This is a genomic window from Delftia sp. DT-2 (assembly GCF_028401915.1).
Lineage (GTDB): Bacteria > Pseudomonadota > Gammaproteobacteria > Burkholderiales > Burkholderiaceae_C > Comamonas > Comamonas tsuruhatensis.
Map to the genome: position 1 here is coordinate 46,243 of NZ_JAQOTI010000022.1, position 23,551 is coordinate 69,793.

Consider the following 23,551-nt stretch of genomic DNA (forward strand, 5'->3'; position numbering starts at 1 on the left):
GTCAGCGGCGAAAATACGCAGGCCCGCCGGCTGTGTCTGTCAGCCACCCGACATCCCTTTCCATGCAAGCTTCCCTCGCCTCTTCCTACCTACCCACGCTGCGCGCCGGCCGCTGGTTCAGCGCATTGGCGCCGCAGTTTGCCGATTTGCTGCTGGCCCTGGCCCAGCCGCGCAGCCTGGAGACGGGCGAGGCCCTGTTCCTGCGCGGCGATGCGCTGGAGGGCGGTTTGTTCGCCGTGGTCCGCGGCAGCATCGGTTTCTCCGGTGTGGGTGGGCAGAGCGAGCAGGCGCGCGAGGCCCTGCTCACGCGCATGGGACCGGCCACCTGGTTTGGCGAGATCGCGCTGTTCGACGGCTCGCCGCGCACCCACGATGCCCACGCCATGGAGCCCAGCGTGGTGCTGCAGGTACCACGCCAGCCGCTGCTGGACTGGCTGCAGCAGCACCCCGCGCACTGGCATGACCTGGGCGTGCTGATGTCGGGGCGCATGCGGGCGGCCTTTGCGGCGCTGGAGGACCTGGCCCTGCTGCCCGCACCCCAGCGGCTGGCGCGCCGCCTGGTGGCCATGGCGCGCGGCTACGGCGAGCGGCTGGACGATGTGCCGGCCCGGCCGCGCCTGGATATCACGCAGGAGCAGCTGGCGCGCATGCTGTCGATCTCGCGCCAGACCACCAACGTGCTGCTGCAGGGCCTGCAGGCGCGGGGCCTCATCCGTGTGCAGCGCGGCGAGATCGAGATCCTGCAATGGCAGGCGCTGTGCGCCGAGCGGTTCTGAGAAGGCCCGGTTGTGAGAGGGTCCATCAAGGCGGCGCTACGCGCTGCAGGCCGCCTGCTTCAGACCACCAGCACGCCTTCCACGTCCTGCACCTTGCGCCGCGCCAGCGCGAGATTGGCCTTGGTCTTGTCGAGCACCAGGTACAGGAACAGGCCCTCGTGGTGGGTGGAGGGGCGCAGGATGTGGTACTGCTTGCTCAGCGTGATGAGGATGTCCTCGATGGTGTCTTCCAGGCCCAGCGAGCGCATGGTCTTGAGCTTGGCGCGCACCAGTTCGGTGTTGCCGGCGGCAGCCAGCTCCAGGTCCACGCCCGATCCGTCCTGCCCCAGGATCATGCCGCTGTTGTAGTCCACCAGTGCAGCGCACATGGCGCCGTCGCAGCGCATCAGTTCATCCATGGTTTGCTTGATATTGGCCATTGTTTTCCTAACTCCCTTGTGTTGCGAAAATGTTCTGCACCTTCGCGGTGCCTTCTTGCCGGATGCATGTGAGCAGCCTTTGCCTGCCTTTGCCATCACGCTTGTTCCAGCGTCCGCACGGCCTCGCGCGAGACATAGAGAACCTGGTCCAGAACGGCCTCGCGCGAGGCCACCACGCTGATGACCAGCGTCAGGCCCGGGCGCTGTGCCTGCAGCATGACGATGAAGCCCTCGGCCGCCTCGACCACCACGTTGGCGCAATGCCCGAGCTGGTTCTCCTCGCCGGCGATCATGCCCAGCGCCGCCATCGAGCTGGCCATGGCCGACAGCCGCGCCGTGCTGCCCTGGCCTTGCGCACGGGCGGCCACCTCGAAGCCGTCCTCGGTGCTGACCACGCAGCCACGCACGCCGTGCAACCTGCTCATCAGCGACTGCACCGCCGCCTGGGCTGCAGCCTTCAAGGCAGCGTCATTCTTCATGGGACTTCTCCTGGGCAAGGGCTTCGATCTGCAGCAGCAACAGCTCGATCAGGGCCACCACCTGCTGGGGGTTGCGCACATCGGCCGGCACCACGGGGCACAGCAGGCCGCGCGATTGCAGGTGCACGGCAAAGCTGTCCAGATCAGGCGCTGTGTACTCCTGCATGCGGCATACCGCCACCACGCATGCCGTGCTGCGCAAGACATCGGACAGGCCCTGGACATAGATATCCAGGTCGGCCAGCGGATCGGAGCGGCTGTTGTCGATCAGCAAGATCACGCCCAGCGCGCCGCGCGAGAGGATGCGCCACATGAAGTCAAAGCGCTCCTGCCCGGGCGTGCCGTAGAGGTACAGCTTCTCGCCGTTGTCCAGGGTCAGCTCGCCATAGTCCATGCCGGCCGTCGTCAGCGCCTTGTCCAGGGTGTCATCGGTGTTGCGCACGTCGGTGCTCACGGGGGCGATCTCGCTGACGCAGCGGATGGCCGTGGTCTTGCCTGCGCCTGCAGGGCCGGAAATCAGGATCTTGAGTTCGCTCATGGGCGCGCTCCTGCAAACCGGGCCAGGCGAAGGCGTATGCGTTCGAGCACGCCCCTGTCCGGCGCAGGGTTGCCGGGGTGCGGTGCGGCGGGCGGGCGGGCCGAGGCCCAGCGCAGCAGGCCGGCGGCGTCCAGCTCGTTCAGAAAACCGGCGCAGATCTCGGGCGACAGGCCCGAGCGCTGGCACAGGGTCTGCATCGTCGTGGGCTGGCCTGTCAGCAAGGTGGCCAGGCGGATATGGTGGGATCTCGTCAGCAGTTGCGGCGACGGCCAGCGCCGCAGCTGCAGCAGCATCAGCTGATGCTGCGTGTGCAGGCCGCTGGCGTGTGCCTTGGCGCTGGCCGGTTTGCCGTGCACCGACAGGATGCGTGCGCCCATGGTGTTGAGGCATTCCTCCAGCGCCTCGGCGCGCAGGGGCATGCCCAGGTGGCCACCCGCAGGGAAGGCTCCCCTCGGTGGCCCTCCCACGCGCAGCGTCAGCGCGGGCGGGGCGGCAGGCGCTTGGGCCAGTTCGCCATGCACCACCGTCATGTCCGCCTGGGATTCGCGCCACGTCCAGCGATGCCGTGTGCGGTGATTCACCATCAGCACATAGGAGCGGAACAGCTTGGCGTCGCGGTCCGGCAGGCCATGCAGCATGAAGGTCAGCTCGGTTCGCTCATCCATGCTGTGCCTCCCGCTGCAATTGCCGCCTGCGCCCTCCGGTCTGGTTCGTGTACATGCCTTGCCTCTTCTTTGTAGGTCCGGCGATGGCCGGGTTGTCCATGAATTCATTCAGGAACGGGAGTCCAGGAATCCCGCAAGGGGAAGCCCGACGACAGAGCTGCGGATGATAGGAATGGCGCCGGCGGCTGGCTGTCCGGTCGCGCTGGAGAATCAGAATCGGCTGGGTCAGAATCAGAGTTGTCCTATCCGATTCGTGCCCAATCCGCTCCCAGCCTGAGCGGATCGAGCAAGGGCAATGGATGAATCGCGGGTCTGCAGGGCCGTAAAAATCGGAGCTTTCCGAGTTTTGTCCCTGCATCCCTGGTCGGACTGTGGTCTCTTTTCTGGCCCGCCTTGTGTGGGTGGTGCCTGGCGGGCGCTGCCCGCTGCCCGCCGTGTCCTCCGGTTACCAGGGACCGGGCAACCGCAGCTGCAGCATCTCCAGGAAGGACTGCGCCGCATGCGGCAGCGTGCGGCCGGCCAGGGTCTGCACCTCGATGTCGCGCAGGTCCATGCCCCGGTCGCTGAGCGCCACGGCCACCAGCGCGCCCGTGGCCACCATGTGGCGCGCGGCGATCTCGCTGGCCACGGCCACGGCGGCGCCCTGGGCTGCAAAGTTCAGCAGGGTCTTGCCGTGGTTGCTCTCCATCACGGGCATCAGCATCAGGCCCTGGCGGCTGCAGGCGGCGTCCAGCAGCTGGCGCACGGCCGTGTCGGCCGGCGTGAGCGCCAGCGGATGGCGCACCAATTGGGCCAGCGACAGGCGCCGCGCCTGCGCCAGCGCATGGCCGGGGGCGACCAGGGCCACCAGCGGCGCGGCCACGCGGCAGGCCACGGCAATGCCTTTTTCGGGCGCGCGGCTGAAGCACAGGCCGATGTCTGCCGTGCCGCTGCGCACGGCCTCGGGCACGGCGGGCGTGGGCAGCACCATGACCTCGAAGACGATGCCGGCGTGCTCGCGCTGGAAGGCCGCGCACAGGCGCGGCAGGAACTCGTTGGCAAAGGCGTCGGAGCTTGCGATGCGCACGCGGCCGCTGCGCAGCCCCTGCAGGGCCTCGATCTCGCCCAGCGCGCGCTCGGCATCCAGGCCGGCGCGGCGCACATGGTCGGCCAGGATCTCGCCGGCCGCATTGAGCACCATGCCGCGCGGGTGGCGTTCGAACAGCGGCGTGCCCAGCAGCCCCTCCAGCGCCGCGATCTGGCGGCTGATGGCCGAGGCCGCCACATGCAGCCGCGCCGATGCCTCGGTCAGCGATCCGCATTGCGCCACTTCATGGAAGTAGCGCAGCGCGGTGTCCTGCAGGAGAAGGTGGCGGGCGTCGGGCATGTCGCCCCGATTGTCATCAATTTGCCGCAGAGGCAACGCAGGTTTGCAAATTTGCTGATGGCGGCAAAGGGGCGAGGGTTCTACGATGGCCTGTTGCGGCGTTGCAGGGAGCAGCGGCTGCAGCTGTCCAACCCTCTGACCAGGAGTGTGCCCATGAAGGCATTGCCCAGCGTTTTACTTCCACGCCGCACCCTCGTGGCTGCGGCCTGTGCCCTGGCTGGCGCCATGGCCCTGCCCGCCGTGGCACAGGGCCAGGCGTCCGGGCCCTCGCACCCGGTGCGCCTGGTCGTGCCCTTTCCGGCCAGCGGCGCCACCGACCTCGTGGCGCGCGTGGTGGCGCAGCGCATGTCCCAGGACCTGGGCCAGCAGCTGGTCATCGACAACCGCCCCGGCGCGGGCGGCACCATCGGCACGGGCGAGGCCGCCAAGGCCTCGCCGGACGGCTACACGCTGCTGTTCACCACCAGCAGCACGCATGCCATCTCGCCGCATCTGATGACCCGTCTGGCCTACAAGGCCGACAAGGATTTCACGCCCATTGCCGAGATCGGCGGTGCGGCCAGCATCCTGCTGGTCACGCCCTCGCTGCCCGTGCGCAACGTGCAGGAGCTGATCGCCTATGCCAAGGCCCATCCGGGCGCCCTCAACTACGCCAGCAGTGGCAACGGCACCATCGTCCACCTGAACGCGGCGGCCTTCGCGGCGCGCGCGGGCCTGCAACTGACCCATGTGCCCTACAAGGGCACGGCCCAGTCCATCACCGACCTGTCCGCAGGCCAGGTGCACCTGCTGTTCGACTCCATTCCCACCGGCATGCCCCATGTGGCCAGCGGCCGCCTGCGCGCCCTGGCCGTGACCGGCGACAAGCGCAGCGCGCTGGCGCCCGACCTGCCCACGGTGGCCGAGTCCGGCCTGCCTGGCTATTCTTCCGTCACCTGGTTCGGCGTCTATGGCCCGGCCGGCATGAAGCCCGAGCTGGTGGCGCGGATCAATCAGGCCTTCAACAAGGCCATCCAGAATCCCGAGGTGGTGGCCAGCCTGGCCAGGCAGGGCGTGGAGGCCGCATCGCCCCGCACGCCCGCGCAGTTCGCTGCCATGGTGCAGGCCGACAGCGCGCGCTGGGCGCAGGTCATCAAAGACAACAAAATCACATTGGATTGAGTGAAGCACCCCCTGAGCGGCTTTGCCGCTTCCCCCTCTCCTGCGGGAGGGGGACGACGCCCTTGCTGCGGGGTGGCGCGGCCGGCGTAGGCCCTTGCTTGGCGTCCCTGAGCTGGGCCGTGCCTGCGGTTCCTCAAGCTATCGGTGGCGCGTTGGCGCTATGGAAATTGATATGACAAGCACTGTTACGGACTGGACACTTCCCTACGCCTCGCACCGCTCTTCGGTGCTGGGCCGCAACATGGTCTCCACCTCGCAGCCGCTGGCCGCGCAGGCCGGCCTGTCCATGCTGCTGGCCGGCGGCAATGCGGTGGATGCGGCCATTGCCACGGCCATGGCGCTGACCGTGGTCGAGCCCACGGGCTGCGGCCTGGGCAGCGATGCCTTCTGCATCCTGTGGGACGGCAAGGAATTGCACGGCCTCAATGCCTCGGGCCGCTCGCCCGAAGCCTGGACGCCCGAGTACTTCGCCGCGCTGGGCGGCATCCCCGAGAAGGGCTGGAACGCTGTCACCGTGCCCGGCGCCGTCTCGGCCTGGGTGGAGCTGTCGCGCCGCTTCGGCAAGCTGCCGTTCGAGCAACTGGCCCAGCCCGCCATCCGCTATGCGCGCGACGGCTTTGCGGTCTCGCCCACCATCGCCACGCTGTGGGCGCTGGGCGGCGCCAAGCTCGGCGACCAGCCCGGTTTTGCCGAGTGCTTCCTGCCCGATGGCAAGGCCCCCAAGGCGGGCGAGGTGTTCCGCAGCGAAGCCCATGCGCGCACGCTGGAGGAGATCGCCGCCACCAAGGGCGAGTCCTTCTACCGTGGCGCACTGGCGCGCTCGATGGCCGAGCACGCCAAGGCCTGCGGCGGCGCCATGACCGAGGCCGACCTGGCCGCCCACCAGGCCGACTGGGTCGGCACGGTGTCGCAGACCTTTGGCGATTCGGTGATCCACGAGATCCCGCCCAACGGCCAGGGCATTGCCGCGCTGATGGCGCTGGGCATGCTGGATGCACTGGGCGTGGGCGCCGAGCCGCTGGACGGAGTGGAGTCCGTGCACCTGCAGGTCGAGGCCATGAAGCTGGCCCTGGCCGACCTGCACGAATACAACGCCGACGGCGACCACATGCGCGTCGAATCCGCCCATCTGCTGGACGCCGGCTACCTGCGCGAACGCGCGGCGCTCATTGACCGCGAGCGCGCCAGCGCGCCCACCTACGGCGCACCGCGCCCCGGCGGCACGGTCTACCTGGCGGCGGCCGATGCCAGCGGCATGATGGTCTCGTTCATCCAGTCCAACTACATGGGCTTCGGCTCGGGCGTGGTCGTGCCGGGCACCGGCATCAGCCTGCAAAACCGCGGCCACGGCTTCACCACGCAAGCCGGCCATGCCAACGAGGTCGCGCCACGCAAGCGCCCCTCGCACACCATCATCCCGGCCTTTGCGATGAACGCCGACGGCACGCCCCAGATGGCCTTCGGCGTGATGGGCGGCCCCATGCAGAGCCAGGGCCACCTGCAGATGGCCCTGCGCGTGCTGCGCTACGGCCAGAACCCCCAGGCCGCCGCCGACGCACCGCGCTGGCGCGTGACGGGCGGCAAGGGCGTGGCCGTGGAACCCGCCTTCGACGCCGAGGTCGTCGCCGCCCTGCGCGCACGCGGCCACGAAGTCACGATCGAGCAAGGCCATGGCGTCTTCGCCTTCGGCGGCGCGCAGCTGGTGCTGCGCGACGGCGACCACTACATCGGCGGATCGGACCCGCGCAAGGATGGGGGCGTGGTGGCGTTCTGAGCGGGGGCTGTGTTCTGCAGCCTCACCCCCAGCGCAACACCCAATCCGCCCGCCCCCGCGTTGCCGCAATGCGGCGCGCATTGGACTCGTCCACCTGTGCCACCCAGTCGCGTGCGGCCTGGGGGCTGCGGCCGTGGAGTTCGTGGCGGCGGGTCAGGCGTTCGATGCGAAGGCGGTCGTCCATGTCCACGTACCAGACCTCGTCCAGCAGCGCGCGCACGGCATGCCAGTGTGTGCCCGGCGCATCCTGTTCCTCCATCAGCAGGTAGTTGCCTTCGGTGATGACCAGGGGCACGCCGGGCGCGATGGCGATGGCGCCTGCAATGGACTCCTCGATGGCGCGCCGGAATTCGGGGGCGTAGACCGTTTCACCGGCCACGGGCGCGCGCAGGCGGCGCAGCAGGGCCATGTAGCCGGCCGAGTCGAAGGTGTCGGGCGCGCCCTTGCGCTGCGCGCGGCCCAGGCGCTGCAGCGCGGACTGCGCCAGGTGGAAGCCGTCCATGGGCACGGCCGCCGCCAGTGGGCCCAGCGCCTGCAGCAGGGCGGTGCAGACCGTGCTCTTGCCTGCGCCGGGCGGGCCAGCCAGGCCCAGCAGGCGTCGGGGGCCGGAGCGTGCCAGCGCAAATGCACGCGCCAGGGCTTCGGGCGGCAGGATGGCCGTCATGCGCGTGCCTGCTGCGCGCTGGCCAGCCCGTCGGCCATGAAGCCGCGTGCGTGCAGGGCCAGGTCCATGCCGTCTTCCCACATCGGGCGCCAGATGGCCAGCGCGTTCGACAGCTGCTCGTTGACGATGGCCGACGAGAAGCTCTCGAAGGTGACGGTGCCCTGGTAGTCGATCTGCGCGAGGGCACCGAAGAACTGCGCGAAGTCGATGTGGCCCGCGCCCAGGTAGCCGCGGTGGTTCTCGCCGATGTGCACATAGCCCAGCCGCTGTCCGCAGGCCAGCACGGGGGCGGCAAGGTCGGCTTCCTCGATGTTCATGTGGTAGGTGTCCAGGTGCACGCAGACATGGGGTTGGCCGACTTCGTCGATGAACTCCAGCGCTTGCGTGGCCGTGTTCAGCAGATTGCTTTCGTAGCGGTTGACCACCTCCAGGCCCAGCGTGACGCCGCGCTCGCCCGCGAAGTCGGCAATGCGCCGCACGGCCTCGATCGCGTTGCGCCGGCCCCGTGGCGAACAGGGGTGGCCGTATTTCGCCATGGCGCCGTAGAGGATGCCGCCGAAATAGCGTCCGCCCAGGCGCGCCGTGATGTCCACGCCCTCTTGCAGCAGCGCCAGGCCGCGCGCGACCACGGCGGGGTCTTCGCTGGAGACATCGGCCTCGAAGGTCAGGCCCCGCGAGCAGCCCACGCCCAGGCCATGCTCCTGCAGCAGATCTCGCGTGAGCGCCAGGTCCATGAGCCGGGGGCCGTGCAGGGACAGCTCGACCAGGTCGTAACCGGCCTGGCGCGTCTGCTCGATCACATGGCGGGTGGAGGCCGGCGACAGGTCGCCGGCCCAGACAAGGGCGTGGATGCCGAGGGGGTTCATAGGGGCTCCGGTTGGACGCTGCGAGAGCGTGAAGGGGAGGGTTCGGCGGGTGCCCGGGCACGGCCCCGCCAGCGCGCCAGCAGGTGGCGCGCGGCCACGGCGGCGATCATGGTGGCGCCCCACAGGGCCTGCGTGAGCTGGGCATTGGCGCCCAGCAGGTTCACCCCGCTGGACAGCACCTGCAGGACGAGCAGGGCGACGAACAGCCCCGACACCCGGCCGAAGCCGCCCATGGGATCGGTGCCGCCCAGGATGGCCGCAAGCACCGTGACCAGCAGGTAGGACTGGGCGTAGCCCGCGCTGGCCGAGTTGAAGCGCGCCATCATCAGCACCGCCGCGATCCAGCACAGCAGCGTGGACAGGGTGTAGACGCCGATCAGCACGCGGCGCGTGTCGATGCCCGCATGGCGCGTGGCCTCGGCATTGGAGCCGACCATGCAGATGGCCAGCCCGTGGCGTGTGCTGCCCAGGTACAGGCCCACCAGCAGGCACACGGCCGCGAAGATCCAGAACGGCAGCGGCAGGACCAGCCACTGGGCGGAGCCCAGGGCCTGGAAGGCCTCGGGAAAGCCTGCAATGGGCTTGCCGCGCGTGAGCCAGACGCACAGGCCGTTGATCAGCGACATGGTGCCCAGCGTGACGAGGATGGGATGGGCGTTGACGCGCGCCACCAGCCAGCCGCTGGCCAGCCCCACCAGCAGGCTGGCGAGGGCGCCCACGGTCAGTGCTGCGGCGATGAGCAGGCCCTCATGGCCCGACAGGTCCAGGCCCAGCGCCGACAGGCCTCCCACCAGCACCCAGGCCATGGCCAGGCCCGCCATGTTGGCGCTGGCGACCACGGCCAGGTTGATGCCGCCACTGATCAGCGGCAGCATCTGTGCCAGTGCCAGCAGGCCCAGCTCGGGGATCTGCAGCAGCACCGATTGCAGCGTGCCCAGGGTGGCGAAGCTGCCGGGCAGCAGCAGCGTGAACACGGCGCACAGCAGTGCCAGCAGCGCGATCAGGCCCAGCGGTGCGCCAGTGCTGCGGTTCATGGCGCGGCCCCCGCCAAGGGCGCTGCAGGAGTGGCGTCAGCGCTGCGCTGCCGGGTTCTTCGCTGCGTGCGCCGCAGTCCCGTTGCGGCGGCGCAGGCCAGCACCACGGCGCCCAGCAGCACCTGGAAGAAATACGGCGACACGCCCATCAGGTTCAGCCCGTTGCGCAGCACGGCCAGAAGCAGCACGCCCATCAGCACGCCGCCCACGCTGCCCGTGCCGCCGAACAGGCTGGCGCCGCCCAGCACGGCGGCTGCGAGCACGAACAGCTCCGTGCCGACCAGGGCGTTGGGCACCGACTCGCCCACGCGGTGCGCCTGCACCAGGCCTGCGATGGCCGCCATCATGCCGAGCCAGCCATAGGCCACGCCCTGGATGGCGCCCAGGCCGATGCCCATGCGGTGGGCGGCCTCGGGGTTGCCGCCGAAGGCGTACAGGCGCCGTCCCAGCGCGCTGCGGCCCAGCAGCAGCGCGGTCAGCAGGGCGGCTGTGCCGGCCACGGCGATGGGCAGGGTCAGGCGCACGGGGTCTGCGCCGTCGGCGCTTGCGAAGCGGGCCAGCACCACGGAGTCGCTCCACCACGACGGCAGGTCGTAGATGGACCGGCCGCCCGTGCCATGCATCAGCAGCGCGAAGTACAGGTTCAGCGTGGAGATGGTGATGATGATGGAGGTGGCGCGCAGGCGGTGGATGAGCAGGGCGTTGAATGCGCCCAGCGCCAGTCCCGTGGCCAGGCCCAGCGCGATGCTGGCCGCCGGTGTCCAGCCCAGGCGTGTGGCCGCGAGGGCCGCAAGGTACTGCGCCACCGTGGCCGTGGCGGCAAACGAGATGTCGATGCCGCCCGCGACCAGCACCACCAGCAGGCCCACGGCCATGATGGCGGTGACCGATGCGCCCTCGGCCACGTCCATCCAGTTGCCCAGCGTCCAGAAGCCCGGCGCCAGGGCGCCGAACAGCAGGGCCATGGCGGCAATGGCCAGGCCCAGCCGGGCGACGGGGTGGTGCAGCAGCGCGTGTGCGTGTTCAGGCATGGACGGCTTCCTCGATCTGGCTTTCGGAATGCGCCCCTGGCAGGAACTCGCCGACGATGCGCCCGCCGCGCATGTGCAGCACGCGGTCGCAGTGGGCATGGACCTCGGCCACCTCGTCCGAGATGACGATCACCGCCATGCCCTGCGCGGCGAGCCCGTGCACGATCTCGAAGATGCCCTGGCGGTTGCCGATGTCCACGCCCACGGTGGGCGAGTCGAGGATCAGCAGGCGTGGCGCGGTCGCCAGCCAGCGGGCCAGCACCACGCGCTGGGCATTGCCGCCGGACAGCTGGTGCACGGGTGCGTCCAGCGCGGGCAGGCGCATGTGCAGGCGGTCGCGCCACTGGGCTGCGGTGGCGGCGCGGCGGCGGGCGGGCAGCCAGCCTAGCGGGCCGGACAGGCGCGGCAGCATGGCCAGCACCAGGTTGTCCTGCACGGACTGGCGCAGGTTCAGGCCGATGGACTGGCGGTCCTCCGGCACATAGGCAATGCCCGCCGCCATGGCGTCGCGGTTGCTGCGCAGCGCCAGCGTGCCGCCGCCCAGGCGGATGCTGCCGCGGTCGGGCCGGCGCATGCCGAACAGGCCCAGGGCCAGCTCGGTGCGGCCTGCGCCCAGCAGCCCGGTCAGGCCCAGGATCTCGCCCGCGCGCACATCGAAGCTCACGTCCTCGTAGTCGCCGTCGCGGCCCAGGCCGCGCACTTCCAGCAGCGCGGGCGCGGCGGACATGTCGCGCGCATGCAGTCGCTCATCCACTTCCTGCCCGGTCATCAGCGTGGCCAGTTGCCGGCCCGACAGTTGCGCGGCGGGCCAGGTGCCCAGCTTGCGCCCGTCGCGCAGCACGGTGACGCGGTCGGCGATCTCCATGACCTCGTCCAGCTTGTGGCTCACGAAGACGATGGCCATGCCATCGGCCTGGAGCCGGCGCACCACGGCCAGCAGCGCATCGACCTCGGCACGCGTGAGCGAGGCCGTGGGCTCATCCATGAACAGCAGCCTGGCCCGGGCCGCCATGCCCCGGCAGATGGCCACAAGCTGGCGGCCCGCAATGGGCAGGTCGCCCACCCGCGCATCCAGCGGCAGCGCAATGCCCAGGCGCCGCAACACGGCCTGGGCCGCCTCGCGCTGGCGCCTGCGGCGCACGGGCGCCCACCAGCGGCCCATGGCCTGGTCGAAGGCGATGTTCTCGGCCACGCTCAGGTTGGGAAACAGCGACAGGTCCTGGTAGATCACCTGGATGCCCAGGGACTTGGCCAGCGCCGGGTCCAGCCGCTGCACCGTCTGTCCGCCGATGTCGATGCGCGCGCCCGGCTGCGGCGCGTGCACGCCGCTGAGCACCTTGATCGCCGTGCTCTTGCCGCTGCCGTTGCTGCCCATCAGGCAGTGCACCTCGCCGGGCATCACGTCCCAGTCCAGCGCATGCAGCGCGGTGGCGTCGCCAAAGCGCACGGTGACCGCCTGCATCCGGACCAGTGCCGTTGTGGTGGCATCCATGGCAGGGCCCGGCTCACAGGCCCAGGCCGACCAGCCGGTCTATGGTCTGCCGGTTGATCGGCTCCAGCTTCTGGCCCTGGATGTTGCGGCGCTCGCGGTCCACCTGCACCTTGCCCAGGCCCGGTATCTCCATGCCGTCCCTGGGCTCGCGGCCGTCGATCAGCATCTTGCCCACATGCACGATCACCTCGCCGGCCAGCGCGAGGTTCCAGATGAAGCCCTCGCGGATCACGCCGTCGCGCACCAGCTTCGCCCCCTGGCCCGGCGAGAACGAGCCCACCACGGCAATGCGCTCGGCTTTGCGCGCATCGGCCACCGCGCGGCCCGCGCCAATGGGGCCCTGGCTGCCGAAGGCCAGAAAGCCCTTGAGGTCGGGATGGGCGCGCATCAGGTCCTGGGCGCTACGGTAGGAGTCGTCCAGGCTCTCGGCCACGCCGAAGCGCTCGGACACCAGCTGCATCTTCGGCCACTGTTTTTTCTGGTGGGCGATGGCCGCATCGGCCCAGGCGTTGTGCAGCGGCACGGTCAGCGAGCCCACGAAGACCACGTACTTGCCTTCGCCACCCATGGCCTTGCCCAGGCTGTCCATGTGGCGCTCGCCAAATCCCGCGACGCTGCTCAGCTCGATGTTCCAGTCGGCGCCCTTCTGGTCGGGCGACTCGTGCGTGAGCACCTTGATGCCTGCGCTGCGCGCACGCCGGAACACGGGCTCCAGCGCCCTGGCGTCATTGGGCACCACGGCGATGACCTTGCTGCGGCGCGCGATCAGGTCCTCGACCGCGCGCACCTGCTGGGCGGCATCGGCCTCGGTGGGGCCGACCATGCCGCTGGAGATGCCCAGCTCGCGGCCTGCCTTGCGGATGCCGGTCTCCATGGCGTTGAACCACGGAATGCCCCCGACCTTGGCCACCACCGACACATCCTCGGCGCTGGCCGCACCTGCCAGTGCCGCCAGGGTGCAGGCCAACAGTGCCCTCGAGAACCGGCTGAATCCATGGAACATGGCGCTCCTCCCTCTGTTTTGCACAATCGATTGCGCAAACTATAGACAGATGGACTTCCATTGCCGATGCGGGATTTCCCGGGCCGCTGCTGCGTGCCGGTGTCGGTCCGCCCGAATCGCTGTCGCAGCGGCTACGATGGCCGCCGAGCGCTCCCGTCCCAACCCCTGCAGAGCACCGTGAACCGCCCCCGAACCTCCACCATCTACGACCTGGCCGAACTGGCCGGCACCTCGGCCTCGACGGTCAGCGCCATCCTCAACGGCAGCTGGCAGTCGCGGCGCATCAGCGAGGAGACCGCGCGCCGCGTGCAGCAGCTCGCCCAGGAACACAGCTTTGCCGTGAACCGCCAGGCCAGCGGCCTGCGCCGCCAGCGCTCGGGGCTGATCGGCATGGTGATTCCCACGCACGAGGACCGCTTCTTCGGCGCGCTGTCCCAGGCCTTCGAGCGCCTGGCCCACGCGCGCGGCCTGTGCCCGCTGGTGGTCAGCACGCTGCGCGACGGCGCGCTGGAGGTGGAGACCGTGCGCTCGCTGATCGCCTTTCGCGTGGAGCACCTCATCGTCACGGGCGCCACCCGGCCCGACGCCATCAGCGCCGAATGCCGCCAGGCCGGCGTGCGCCATGTCAACGTGGATCTGCCGGGGAAGAAGGCGCCCTCCGTCACCAGCGACAACCGCTGGGGTGCGGCCGAACTCACGCGCCTGCTGCTGGCGCGCTCCAGGCCCCCGGCAGGTGCGCCGCAGGACGCCATCTGCTTTCTGGGCGGCGTCCGCAAGGAGTACGCCACCGAGCAGCGCCTGGCCGGCTTTCGCGAAGCCCTGGCGCCCCACACGCCGGTGGCGGACGAGCACATCGTCTGCTGCGGCTACGACCCCGAAGCGGCCCGCCTTGCCATGGCCGCGCTCTACCAGCGCCTGGGCGGCCTGCCGCGCGCGCTGCTGTTCTCATCGGGCATCACGCTGCAAGGCGCCATCCGTTTCCTGCGCGCACTGCCCGATGCGGAACTGGCGCAATGCAGCTTTGGCAGCTACGACTGGGACCCCTATGCCGAATGCCTGCGCTTTCCGGTGCACATGGTGCGCCAGAACGTCGAAGGCCTGATGGCCGAGGCCTTCCGCGCCATCGACGGCGAAGGCCTGCGCGCGGGGCAGGTGGTGCAGGTGCGGCCGCAGTTGGTGGAGTGGGGGCGGTGAGTCGCTTTGTGAGAGGCGCTTGCCTGGAATCCTGGGAAAGCCCGCGTGGCGCTTTCAGCCATAAAGGTGGAACTGGTTGTTGTCGCGGCTGAGCAGTTGCATCAGCTTCGGGTGTATGAACAGCTTCTCTTTGCCAAACGGCATTTCGCGCAGCACGCCCAGGGCGACCAGGTCGTGCAGGTAGCGCGAGGCGGCCTGGCGCTGGGCAATGCCTTTGTCCACCAGGTTGCCGATGCGGCAATACGGCTGCTCAAAGATCACATCCACCAGCTCGCGGGTGTAGATCTTGGGTAGGTGGGTGCGCACGTGTTCGGTGGTGTGTTCAGCGAGCGCTCGGATGGCGGCGATCTTGCCGGTGGTCCATTTGGACGTCTCGGCCACGGCCTGCAGCATGAAGAGCAGCCAGGGTTCCCAGGCCTGGTCCCGAGTGACGCTGAGCAGCAGGCGGTAGTAGTCGGCCTTGTGCGCGATCACATGGCGGCTAAGGTACAGGATGGGCAGATTCAATAGCTCTTCCTGGATGAGGTAGAGGATGTTGAGCACGCGGCCGGTGCGGCCATTGCCGTCGGTGAACGGGTGGATGGCTTCGAACTGGTAGTGACCAACAGCCATGCGGATCAAAGGGTCCAGTTCGGGCTGGTTGTGCAGAAAGCGTTCCCAATTGGCTAGCATCCCGCGCAAGCGGGCCTCTCCTTCTGGCGGGGTGTAAATCACCTCACCAGTGCGGTCATTGGCGAGCTGGGTGCCCGGGGTGCCGCGAATGTCCATGTCCACACCTTTGAGAGTGCGGCACACGTCCACGGCGGTGGTAGTGCACAGCGGGCGCGCTCTGAGCGATTGAAAGCCCTCATGCAGTGCAGTGCGGTAGCGCAGGGCTTCTTTGGTGGCGGGGTCGGCGTTGTCCTGGCCCTGCGCGTACTGAAACAGCTGGTCGGTCGTGGTGACGATGTTCTCGATTTCCGAGCTGTCCTTGGCTTCAAGCAGCGGGATGGTGTTGATCAACATTGCCTGGTTGGGAATGAGTTCGGCCGCTTGCTTGAGTTCGGCCAGCGCGGCGCGGGCCTCAATGCAGGCTTTGAGAACGACCCTGCTTTCCAGCTCGTACGCTGGGGGAAGCGCGGGCAAGTGGTTGTGGGGGTGCTCGGGATGCCAGGCGGGAACGTCGTCATTCATGGTGCCAAAAGTCTGTTTTGTCGACAGATGGGCAGGTTATGTCGTCCCCGACGACACGTCAATGAATCATGTTCTCATTTCGTCGAAATGAAGACGTATATGCGGTTCACGTCACTTCCAACGACATGAATGGGGTATGTCGCTGTTTTTGCCCTGCGCGCTCACGGATTGCCGCTGCGGGCTGGCCGCAGCAGTTCCCATGGCTCCACTTCCAGGGCCCTTGCCAGCATTTCCACTTCGGTGAGCTTGGCGGAGCCGGCCTTGCCTTCATCGCCCTGCACCCACCAACCCCGGCATCACCGTGAAATCCACCTGCGCCTGCGCCAGTTGCTGCATGGCCGGGATCAGGGCGCGGGCGTCGCCGCGCCGCCATTGGAAGGCGTAGTGCAGGGGAGCGAGGGCGGCCTTGGGGTGGGCACCCCCGACGGCGCGCAGGCCCAGGGCGGCGATCCAGCCGGTGGGCAGGAAGCCCACGCCCAGGCCGGCGCGCAGCATGCCGGCCACGGCGCCCCAGCTGTTGCACAGGATGCGCTCGCGCACGCTGGCGCGCTGGGCGAGCAGCCAGTCGTCCAGCAGGCGCGTGGTGCCGGCCTGCGGGGGCAGGGTGACCAGCGCATGGCGCTGCAGCAGGGCCGTGGCGCCCAGGCGGCCCGCGCCTGCCAGGCCGGGGGCCACGGCCCAGGCAAAGCGTGCGGCGCCCACGGGGCGGGACAGCAGGCTGCTGCGCGAGGAGCGGCCCGCGATGATGGCAAAGTCCAGCTCGCCGTCGTCCAGGCGCTGCTCCAGCACGCCGCCCACATCCACATGGGGCTCCAGCACCAGTTGCGGATGGGCCTGGCGCGCGGCGGCCACGAAGGCCGGCAGCCAGGTCAGCGCCGACAGGTCGCCCACGCCGAAGCGGCAATGCCCGGCCAGCGCCTCGCGCGTGTCCAGGGCCTGGCCCAGCGCGGCCATGGCGTTGAGCACCTCCAGCGCGGCGGGCAGCAGGCGCTGGCCGGCGTCGGTGAGCACGGCGCGGTGGCCGCTGCGGTCGAACAGCGGCTGGCCCAGCGCGGACTCCAGTTCCGTGATGCGCTTGGACAGCGAGGACACGGACAGGTGCACGCGCTGCGCGGCCGTGGCGAAGTTGCTGCAGGTGGCGGCCCACCAGAAGGCTTCGAGCTGCTTGACCGAGGGTGTGGACATGGGTTTGTCATTGGCAAAAAGCGAACAAGTGCATTCTAAATAATCCACTTTCATTCAATGGATGCGCGGCCTACAGTGGCGCCGGTTCCTGAACATTCCGAGGTCCGCACCATGGCCGCCATCGCTTCCTCCTCTGCCTCTGCCTCTGCCTCCACGCCTTCGGCATCCGCCCTGCCGGCGCCGCGCGCCCCGGCCGTGCTGCGCCGCATGCTGTCGCTGCATGATTTCGAGGAGGCCGCGCGCCGCAGGCTGCCCCGGCCCATCTTCGGCTACATCGCCGGGGCGGCAGAGGACAACGCCTCGCTGCGCGACAACCGCGAGGTGTTCGGCGAATGGGGCCTGACCACGCGCGTGCTGGCCGATGTGTCGCAGCGCTCGCAGGCCGTGGAGCTGTTCGGCGAGCGCTATGCCAGCCCCTTCGGCATTGCGCCCATGGGCATCAATGCGCTGTCCACCTACCGGGGTGATCTGGTGCTGGCACGCGCGGCCCAGCGCGCGGGCATTGTGTCGGTGATGAGCGGCACTTCGCTGATCCCCATGGAGGAGGTGGCGCGCGAGAGCCCGGCCACCTGGTTCCAGGCCTATATCCCCGGGGACCAGGCCCGCATCGATGCGCTGATCGACCGCGTGGAGCGCGCAGGCTTTCGCACCCTGGTGGTGACAGTGGACATACCGATCTCCGCCAACCGCGAGAACAACATCCGCACCGGCTTTTCCACGCCGCTCAAGCCCAGCCTGCGCCTGGCCTGGGACGGCATGGTGCGCCCGGGCTGGGTGGCGGGCACCTTCCTGCGCACGCTGCTGCGCCACGGCATGCCGCATTTCGAGAACTCGTTTGCCACGCGCGGTGCGCCCATCATGTCGTCCAGCGTGATGCGCGATTTTTCGGCACGCGACCACCTGAGCTGGCACCACATCGAGGCCATCCGCCGCCGCTGGAAGGGGCCGCTGGTCATCAAGGGCGTGCTCAGCGTGGAGGACGCGCTGCAGGCGCGGCGCGTGGGGGCCGACGGCATCGTGCTGTCCAACCATGGCGGGCGCCAGCTCGACGGCGCGGTGTCGGCCATGCGCATTCTTGAGGACGTGGTGGCGGCCCTGGGGCCGGACTATCCCGTGCTGATCGACGGGGGCTTCAGGCGCGGCTCCGATGTGCTCAAGGCCGTGGCGCTGGGCGCGCGCATGGTGCTGGTGGGCCGGCCCTTCAACTATGCCGCCGCCGTGGGCGGCGAGGCCGGCGTGCTGCACGCCATCGGCCTGCTGCGCGACGAGGTGGACCGCAACCTGGCCATGCTGGGCGCCTCCTCCTGCGGCGCGCTGGACCGCTCGCACATCGTGCGCCGCGCATCGGCCTGACAGAAACCTCCACCGTCCGTTCAAAACACAGCCATTCCCAGGAGACATCCCATGAACCACTTCATTTCACGCCGCAGCCTGTGCGCCCTGCTGCTGGCCGCAGGCGCCGCACCGGGCGCCATGGCGGCCGATGCCGGCGCCTATCCCACGCGCCCGGTGCGCCTGATCGTGCCGTTTGCGGCCGGCGGCACCACCGACATCGTGGCGCGCGCGATCGCGCCGCGCATGGCAGAGGCCCTGGGCCAGCCGCTGGTGGTGGACAACAAGGGCGGCGGCGGAGGCGCCATCGGCGCGCACGAGGCCGCGCGCGCCCAGCCCGACGGCTACACGCTGGGCGTGGCCACCGTGTCCACCACGGCCACCAATGCGGCTATCAACCCGCGCCTGCCCTACAACCCGCTCACCGATTTCACGCCCATCACCAACATTGCGGCCACGCCCAATGTGCTGGCCGTGCATCCGGGCTTCAAGGCGCAGAGCTTTGCGGCCTTCGTGGAGGAGGTGAAGAAGAACCCCGGCAAGCATGCCTACGGCACGGCGGGCACGGGCTCCATAGGCCACATGCTGATGGAGCTGATGTCCAGCCGCTCGGGGCTGTCGCTCACGCATGTGCCCTACCGGGGCTCGGGCCCGGCGCTCAACGATGCGGTGGCGGGCCAGGTGCCCATCGTCTTCGACAACCTGCCCTCGGCCCTGCCCTTCATCAAGGCGGGCCGGCTCACCGCGCTGGCGGTGGCCGCGCCCGAGCGCCTGGCCCAGCTGCCCCAGGTGCCCACCTTCAAGGAGCTGGGGCTGGAGCCGGTCAACCGCAGCGCCTTCTATGGCATCTACGGCCCCAAGGGGCTGTCGCCCGAGATCGTGGCGCGCCTGCATGCGGCCGCCCAGCGCGCGCTGGCCAGCCCCGAGGTGCGCCGCCAGATCGAGGACACGGGCTCGCGCGTGATCGGCAACCGCCCCGAGGAGTTCGCGCGCGAGATCGCGGCCGAGAACGCCCTGTACCGCAAGATCGCCACGGAGCGGCGCATCGTGGCGGATTGAGCGCCAGCCGGGGCGGGAATGGGGGATGGGGGCCGGGGCTGCGAAAGAATTTTCACCCACGCTGTCACAACGCGCACGCCCCGCGCGTCTTGAAGGTATGGGCCAGCCATTCCGGCCGGCTGCTACATCCCTCAAGGAGTGTTTTCCATGACCGCTTCGTCTTCCGTTGCCACCGGCGCCCGTCCTCTTGCCGCCCCCACGCCGCGCCTGAACTTCCAGGCCGTGGCCCCCGAGCTGTACAAGGCCCAGGCCGGCATCAACGCGCTGCTGAACGAGTCCAGCCTGGGCATCCAGCTGCTGGAGCTGGTGTTCCTGCGCGTCTCGCAGATCAACGGCTGCGCCTTCTGCGTGGACATGCACACGCGCGAACTGCTGTCCCGGGGCGAGGACCTGCAGCGCATCAACAGCATCGTCACCTGGCCCGAGGTGGATTTCTACGACGGGCGCGAGCGCGCCGCCCTGAACTGGGCCGAGCGCTGCACGCGCCTGAGCCAGGCCCATCCCGAGCAGCAGGACTTCGAGGCGCTGCGCCCGCATTTCAGCGAGCGCGAGATGGTGGAGCTGACCTATGCCATCGGCAGCATCAATGTCTGGAACCGCCTGTGCGCGGGCTTTGCAGCGCCCGTGGCACGCAAGCCGATCAAGCTCTGAACGGGCGCAAGCCGCTCACTCCGCCGTGAGCTTTCGCTCCTTGACCAGCCTGCCCCACTGCTCGTATTCCTTCTTCATGAAGGCCGCGAACTCGGCGCGCGTGGTGGGCTGGGGGGTGAGGCCGTGCTTGTTCAGCGCGTCCTTGACGCCGGGGTCATTGAGTACCTTGACGATCTCGGTGTTCCAGCGGTCCAGCATCGGCTTGGGCGTCTTGCCCGGTGCCACGAAGGCATACCAGTTCAGTGCCTCGAAGCCGGGATAGCCGGCTTCGGCCACCGTGGGGATGTCGGGCATGTACGCCGGGCGCGTGAGGCCCGTGGTGGCCAGCGGGATCAGCTTGCCGGCCTCGATGTGGGGCAGGGCCGTGGGCGGCGCTGCGAAGTAGCTGGTCACGCGCTCGCCCAGCAGGTCCTGCAGCGCGGGCGCGCCGCCCTTGTAGGGCACGTGCACCATGTCGATGCCCGCGCGCTGGTTGAACAGCTCGCCTGCCAGGTGGGAGGCCGAGCCCGCGCCCGTCGAGGCGTAGTCCACCGTGCCCGGGTTCTTCCTGGCCTTGGCCACGAACTCGGCCAGGGTCTTCACGCCCGCGCCCTTGTGCACCACCAGCACGTTGGGAAAGTTCACGCCGCCCGAGATGGGCGCCAGGTCCTTGAAGGGGTCGTAGGGCAGCTTCATCAGGTGCGGCGCAATGGTCAGCGGCCCCACCGAGCCGAACAGCAGCACCGAGCCGTCGGCCGCCGCATTGGCCACCTGCTGGTGGGCGATGTTGCCGCCCGCGCCGCCCTTGTTCTCCACCACCACGCTCTGGCCGATGTTCTCGCCCAGCTTCTTGGCGATCAGGCGCGCGGCCGCATCTGCGGCGCCGCCGGCGGCGAAGCCCACGACCAGGGACACGGGCTTTTTGGGAGGAAAGTCCTGGGCCTGCGCGCTGGCGGCCAGTGCGAGCAGGGAGGCGGCCAGGGCGGTGGCGTGCAGGAAGTTGCGCTTGTTCATCATGGGGTTGTCTCCGTCATTGGCTGGGAATCGGGGCGGATGCGGCTAGTCGGCGCCCAGCCCGATGGGGCTGGGCTGGCGCTTTTCGGTGTTGTGGCGCAGCAGGGATGCCGTGCGGAACACGCCGTGCGCGAACTTGCCGTAGGGCAGGGTGGCGAACAGGGCGATCACCGCGCCCAGGTGCAGGCACAGCAGCAGGGCCAGGGCCGGCGTGCCGCGGCCCAGCCACAGCGCCATGCCGCTGGCCGCGACCAGGAACAGCAGGGCGATGAAGCCCAGGTCCATGGGTTTCTGGCGCGCGTCGCCATGCAGCGGGTGGCGCCTGCGGTTCAGGCGCCACAGGCCTGCGGTGCCCAGCATGAGGCTGGTGCCGCCCACGGCGCCCAGCAGCTTGGGCAGGCTGGGGAATTCGTAGGGCGCGGCCCAGCCGAACACGTAGTGGTAGACCGTGGCCAGCGCCGTGGCCGCAAAGCACAGCATGAATCCGTAGAAGGTCAGGTGGTGAAAGCGCCTGCGGCTCAGGGTGTAGGCATCGTCCTCGTTGTGGCAGCCCTCGCCGTGGCCGCCGTCCAGGTATTTGAGGCGCAGCACGTCGTGCGCGGCCTCGGCCGCCGCTGGCGTGCCCACGTCCACGCCGCCGGTGGCGGGCTTGACGTCCTTCCAGAAGCGGCGCACGCCCATGGCCAGCGCCAGCACCACGAACAGGAACACGGGCGCGAAGATGCCCACCAGCAGGTTGTGCGGGAACAGGTTGTAGAAGTTGGCGCCCAGGTCGGCGCCCCACAGCCGGCCCGGGCCGCCCTGCAGGGCCACGGCCAGCAACAGGAACAGCGACAGGCCTGCGGCCAGGGCCAGCGACAGCGTGAGCCCGTTCCTCTGGTACAGGCGCCCCAGGGCGGGCGGCCAGGCGTAGTCGGCATAGGTCTGGCCGCGCACCTCGGCCATGGCCTTGGGGATGTTGATGGCGAATTCATGCGGCGGCGCGTACTGGCAGGCATGCAGGCAGGCGCCGCAGTTGTGGCACAGGTTGGCCAGGTAGTGCACATCGGCCTTGCCGAACTCCAGGCGCCGCGTCATTGCCGGGAAGACCGCGCAAAAGCCTTCGCAGTAGCGGCAGGCGTTGCAGATCTGCAGGGCACGCGCCACCTCGCCTTCGGCGGCCGTTTCGGTGGAGACCGGCAGGATGGGAATGACCCGGCCGGCGGCCAGGTCCTGGGCTTCTTGGGCCAGGGCGTTCAGGGTCTGCATCTCGGTCAAGCCTTCTCTGTCACTGCGCCGCGCACGGCGGGTTGTCCGGCGGCGGCAAGGGCTGCGTTGCGGCCCGCGATGCGGCCGAACGCCGTGCCGATGGACATGCCCACGCCGGCCGTATAGCCCTTGCCCAGCACGTTGCCGGCCATCATTTCGCCGGCCACGAACAGGTTGGTGCTGGGCTGGCCGGCAAAGCGCACGGCCGCCGTGTCGTCGGTCTCCAGGCCCAGGTAGGTGAAGGTCACGCCGGGGCGCAGCTGGTAGCCGTAGAAGGGCGCCGTGTCGATGGGGCGGGCCCAGTGGGTCTTGGCGGGGGCCAGGCCCTCGGTATGGCAGTCGTCCAGCGCCGTGTGGTCGAAGTGGCCGACGCGGCAGGCGCCGTTGTATGCATCCAGGGTCTGCATGAAGCGGTCCTCGTCCAGGCCCAGCTTGCGTGCCAGCTCGGGCAGGGAGTCGGCGCGCACGCCCGGGAAGACCGGCGGCATGAAGCGGCCTATGGCCTTGGCGTCGATCACGGACCAGGCGGTCTGGCCCGGCTGCTGGGCCACCAGGCGGCCCCAGATGGCATAGCGCTTGGGCCAGAAGTCCTCGCCCTCGTCGTAGAAGCGCTCGGCCTCGCGGTTGACCACCACGCCCAGCGAGACGCAGTCGATGCGCGTGCAGATGCCGCCGTCGTACAGCGGCGCGCGCGCGTCGATGGCCACCATGTGGGCCTGGGTGGGGTCGCCGATGCGGTCGGCGCCATGGTCTTCGAGCAGGTGGCGCAGCAGCACGCCGCGGTTGAAGGCCGTGCCGCGGATCAGGAAGTTGTCGGACGGCCATTCGCCGCGCGCGTTCTGCCCCCAGGCCTCGCGCAGCCACTCGCGGTTGGACTCGAAGCCGCCCGCCGCCAGCACGCAGGTCTTTGCGGTGATGCGCTGCGCGCCCACCCAGGCGGCCTTGAACTCGCCGCCCTCGATCTCCAGCCGGTCCACGGGCGACGCGTAGCGCACCTGCACGCCCAGCCGTTCGGCGCTGCGGTAGTAGGCATTGACCAGGGCCTTGCCGCCGCCCATGAAGAAGGCATTGGTGCGCGCCACGTGCAGGGCGCCCGACAGCGGCGGCTGGAAATGCACGCCGTGGCGGCGCATCCAGTCGCGGCAGGTGGAGGAGGCGCGGATCACCATGCGCGCCAGGTGCTCGTTGGTGATGCCGCCCGTGACCTTGAGCAGGTCCTGCCAGAACTCCTCCTCGGGGTAGGACTCGACCAGCACGTCCTGGGGCGCGTCGTGCATGCAGCGCAGGTTGCGCGTGTGGCCGGAATTGCCGCCGCGCCAGTCGCGCGGCGCCGCCTCCAGCAGCAGCACGCTGCGGCCTGCCTCGCGCGCCATCAGGGCCGCGCACAGGGCGGCATTGCCGCCGCCTATGACCAGGACATCGGGGTCCATGGAGTTCTCCTTGCATTC

The 23,551-nt window shown here is 69.5% G+C and carries 23 protein-coding genes; 7 read left to right on the top strand and 16 right to left on the bottom strand.

From position 1 onward, the window contains the following. Positions 1-62 precede the first annotated feature (62 nt). Entirely contained in the window at positions 63-776 is a 714-nt protein-coding gene (locus tag PO605_RS28115; RefSeq protein ID WP_012202707.1) for a Crp/Fnr family transcriptional regulator, read from the top strand. A 59-nt stretch (positions 777-835) separates the two neighbouring features. Here PO605_RS28115 and PO605_RS28120 read toward each other — a convergent pair whose 3' ends face one another. The 5 genes from PO605_RS28120 to PO605_RS28140 form a co-directional block, all read right to left on the bottom strand. Next, on the bottom strand, positions 836-1,195 hold the full coding sequence (locus tag PO605_RS28120; protein ID WP_047467924.1) for a hypothetical protein: 360 nt from the start codon (positions 1,193-1,195) through the stop codon (positions 836-838). A 95-nt stretch (positions 1,196-1,290) separates the two neighbouring features. Beyond that, a complete protein-coding gene (locus PO605_RS28125) occupies positions 1,291-1,674 on the bottom strand; it encodes a roadblock/LC7 domain-containing protein (RefSeq protein WP_272207209.1) in 384 nt (127 codons plus the stop codon). Next, entirely contained in the window at positions 1,664-2,212 is a 549-nt protein-coding gene (locus tag PO605_RS28130) for a GTP-binding protein (protein WP_043791346.1), read from the bottom strand. The genes PO605_RS28125 and PO605_RS28130 overlap by 11 nt, the downstream gene beginning before the upstream one ends. Then, entirely contained in the window at positions 2,209-2,877 is a 669-nt protein-coding gene (locus PO605_RS28135) for a hypothetical protein (RefSeq protein WP_047219049.1), read from the bottom strand. The genes PO605_RS28130 and PO605_RS28135 overlap by 4 nt, the downstream gene beginning before the upstream one ends. A 445-nt stretch (positions 2,878-3,322) precedes the next feature. Further along, entirely contained in the window at positions 3,323-4,243 is a 921-nt protein-coding gene (locus PO605_RS28140; RefSeq protein ID WP_016449550.1) for a LysR family transcriptional regulator, read from the bottom strand. 153 nt (positions 4,244-4,396) lie between these two features. Between PO605_RS28140 and PO605_RS28145 the strand changes: the two genes are divergently transcribed. Both PO605_RS28145 and PO605_RS28150 read left to right on the top strand, forming a co-directional pair. After that, the gene (locus PO605_RS28145; protein WP_272207210.1) at positions 4,397-5,404 is read left to right on the top strand and encodes a Bug family tripartite tricarboxylate transporter substrate binding protein; all 1,008 of its coding nucleotides are present in this window, start codon (positions 4,397-4,399) and stop codon (positions 5,402-5,404) included. A gap of 172 nt (positions 5,405-5,576) precedes the next feature. Next, on the top strand, positions 5,577-7,178 hold the full coding sequence (locus PO605_RS28150; protein ID WP_047473709.1) for a gamma-glutamyltransferase family protein: 1,602 nt from the start codon (positions 5,577-5,579) through the stop codon (positions 7,176-7,178). A 22-nt stretch (positions 7,179-7,200) separates the two neighbouring features. Here the strand turns inward: PO605_RS28150 and PO605_RS28155 are convergent, their stop codons facing one another. From PO605_RS28155 to PO605_RS28180, 6 genes are read right to left on the bottom strand one after another with little or no spacing between them, the layout of a single operon-like run. After that, positions 7,201-7,842: a nucleoside/nucleotide kinase family protein gene (locus tag PO605_RS28155; RefSeq protein WP_272207211.1), complete on the bottom strand. Its 642-nt coding sequence runs from the start codon at positions 7,840-7,842 to the stop codon at positions 7,201-7,203. Further along, entirely contained in the window at positions 7,839-8,708 is an 870-nt protein-coding gene (locus tag PO605_RS28160; protein ID WP_047475112.1) for a sugar phosphate isomerase/epimerase family protein, read from the bottom strand. The genes PO605_RS28155 and PO605_RS28160 overlap by 4 nt, the downstream gene beginning before the upstream one ends. After that, positions 8,705-9,742, bottom strand: coding sequence for an ABC transporter permease (locus PO605_RS28165; RefSeq protein WP_047475110.1), 1,038 nt, complete (start codon positions 9,740-9,742; stop codon positions 8,705-8,707). Before PO605_RS28165 ends, PO605_RS28160 begins: the two co-directional genes overlap by 4 nt. Then, positions 9,739-10,773, bottom strand: coding sequence for an ABC transporter permease (locus PO605_RS28170; RefSeq protein ID WP_047475108.1), 1,035 nt, complete (start codon positions 10,771-10,773; stop codon positions 9,739-9,741). The genes PO605_RS28165 and PO605_RS28170 overlap by 4 nt, the downstream gene beginning before the upstream one ends. Further along, on the bottom strand, positions 10,766-12,265 hold the full coding sequence (locus PO605_RS28175; protein WP_272207212.1) for a sugar ABC transporter ATP-binding protein: 1,500 nt from the start codon (positions 12,263-12,265) through the stop codon (positions 10,766-10,768). Before PO605_RS28175 ends, PO605_RS28170 begins: the two co-directional genes overlap by 8 nt. 13 nt (positions 12,266-12,278) lie before the next feature. Then, positions 12,279-13,268 carry a substrate-binding domain-containing protein gene (locus PO605_RS28180; protein WP_272207213.1) on the bottom strand — a complete coding sequence of 330 codons (990 nt, stop codon included), beginning with the start codon at positions 13,266-13,268 and terminating at the stop codon, positions 12,279-12,281. Positions 13,269-13,445: 177 nt separating this feature from the next. Here PO605_RS28180 and PO605_RS28185 point away from each other — a divergent pair, with 177 nt between their 5' ends. Beyond that, complete coding sequence (locus PO605_RS28185; RefSeq protein WP_272207214.1) at positions 13,446-14,462, top strand: LacI family DNA-binding transcriptional regulator; 1,017 nt, start codon at positions 13,446-13,448, stop codon at positions 14,460-14,462. 54 nt (positions 14,463-14,516) lie between these two features. Here the strand turns inward: PO605_RS28185 and fic are convergent, their stop codons facing one another. Both fic and PO605_RS28195 read right to left on the bottom strand, forming a co-directional pair. Continuing rightward, complete coding sequence (fic, locus tag PO605_RS28190) at positions 14,517-15,635, bottom strand: protein adenylyltransferase Fic (RefSeq protein WP_047473272.1); 1,119 nt, start codon at positions 15,633-15,635, stop codon at positions 14,517-14,519. A gap of 267 nt (positions 15,636-15,902) precedes the next feature. Continuing rightward, positions 15,903-16,820, bottom strand: a complete 918-nt coding sequence (locus tag PO605_RS28195) for a LysR family transcriptional regulator (RefSeq protein WP_272207215.1) — start codon at positions 16,818-16,820, stop codon at positions 15,903-15,905. 111 nt (positions 16,821-16,931) lie between these two features. Here PO605_RS28195 and PO605_RS28200 point away from each other — a divergent pair, with 111 nt between their 5' ends. From PO605_RS28200 to PO605_RS28210, 3 genes are all read left to right on the top strand, one after another. Continuing rightward, positions 16,932-18,173, top strand: coding sequence for an alpha-hydroxy acid oxidase (locus PO605_RS28200; RefSeq protein WP_047471264.1), 1,242 nt, complete (start codon positions 16,932-16,934; stop codon positions 18,171-18,173). A gap of 51 nt (positions 18,174-18,224) precedes the next feature. Then, positions 18,225-19,211, top strand: coding sequence for a tripartite tricarboxylate transporter substrate binding protein BugE (locus PO605_RS28205; protein WP_272207216.1), 987 nt, complete (start codon positions 18,225-18,227; stop codon positions 19,209-19,211). A 147-nt stretch (positions 19,212-19,358) separates the two neighbouring features. Next, complete coding sequence (locus PO605_RS28210; protein ID WP_047472048.1) at positions 19,359-19,862, top strand: carboxymuconolactone decarboxylase family protein; 504 nt, start codon at positions 19,359-19,361, stop codon at positions 19,860-19,862. Positions 19,863-19,877: 15 nt separating this feature from the next. On the opposite strand, the gene PO605_RS28215 is transcribed toward PO605_RS28210, so the two are convergent. Genes PO605_RS28215 through tcuA form a run of 3 tightly spaced genes read right to left on the bottom strand, consistent with a single transcriptional unit; the run spans position 19,878 to position 23,533 of the window. After that, complete coding sequence (locus PO605_RS28215) at positions 19,878-20,858, bottom strand: Bug family tripartite tricarboxylate transporter substrate binding protein (protein WP_016454008.1); 981 nt, start codon at positions 20,856-20,858, stop codon at positions 19,878-19,880. A gap of 42 nt (positions 20,859-20,900) precedes the next feature. Continuing rightward, positions 20,901-22,103 (bottom strand): tricarballylate utilization 4Fe-4S protein TcuB, encoded by a 1,203-nt coding sequence (gene tcuB, locus PO605_RS28220; RefSeq protein WP_047472047.1) that lies wholly within the window; start codon positions 22,101-22,103, stop codon positions 20,901-20,903. Positions 22,104-22,108: 5 nt separating this feature from the next. Beyond that, entirely contained in the window at positions 22,109-23,533 is a 1,425-nt protein-coding gene (gene tcuA / locus PO605_RS28225) for an FAD-dependent tricarballylate dehydrogenase TcuA (protein ID WP_047472046.1), read from the bottom strand. Positions 23,534-23,551: the final 18 nt, after the last annotated feature.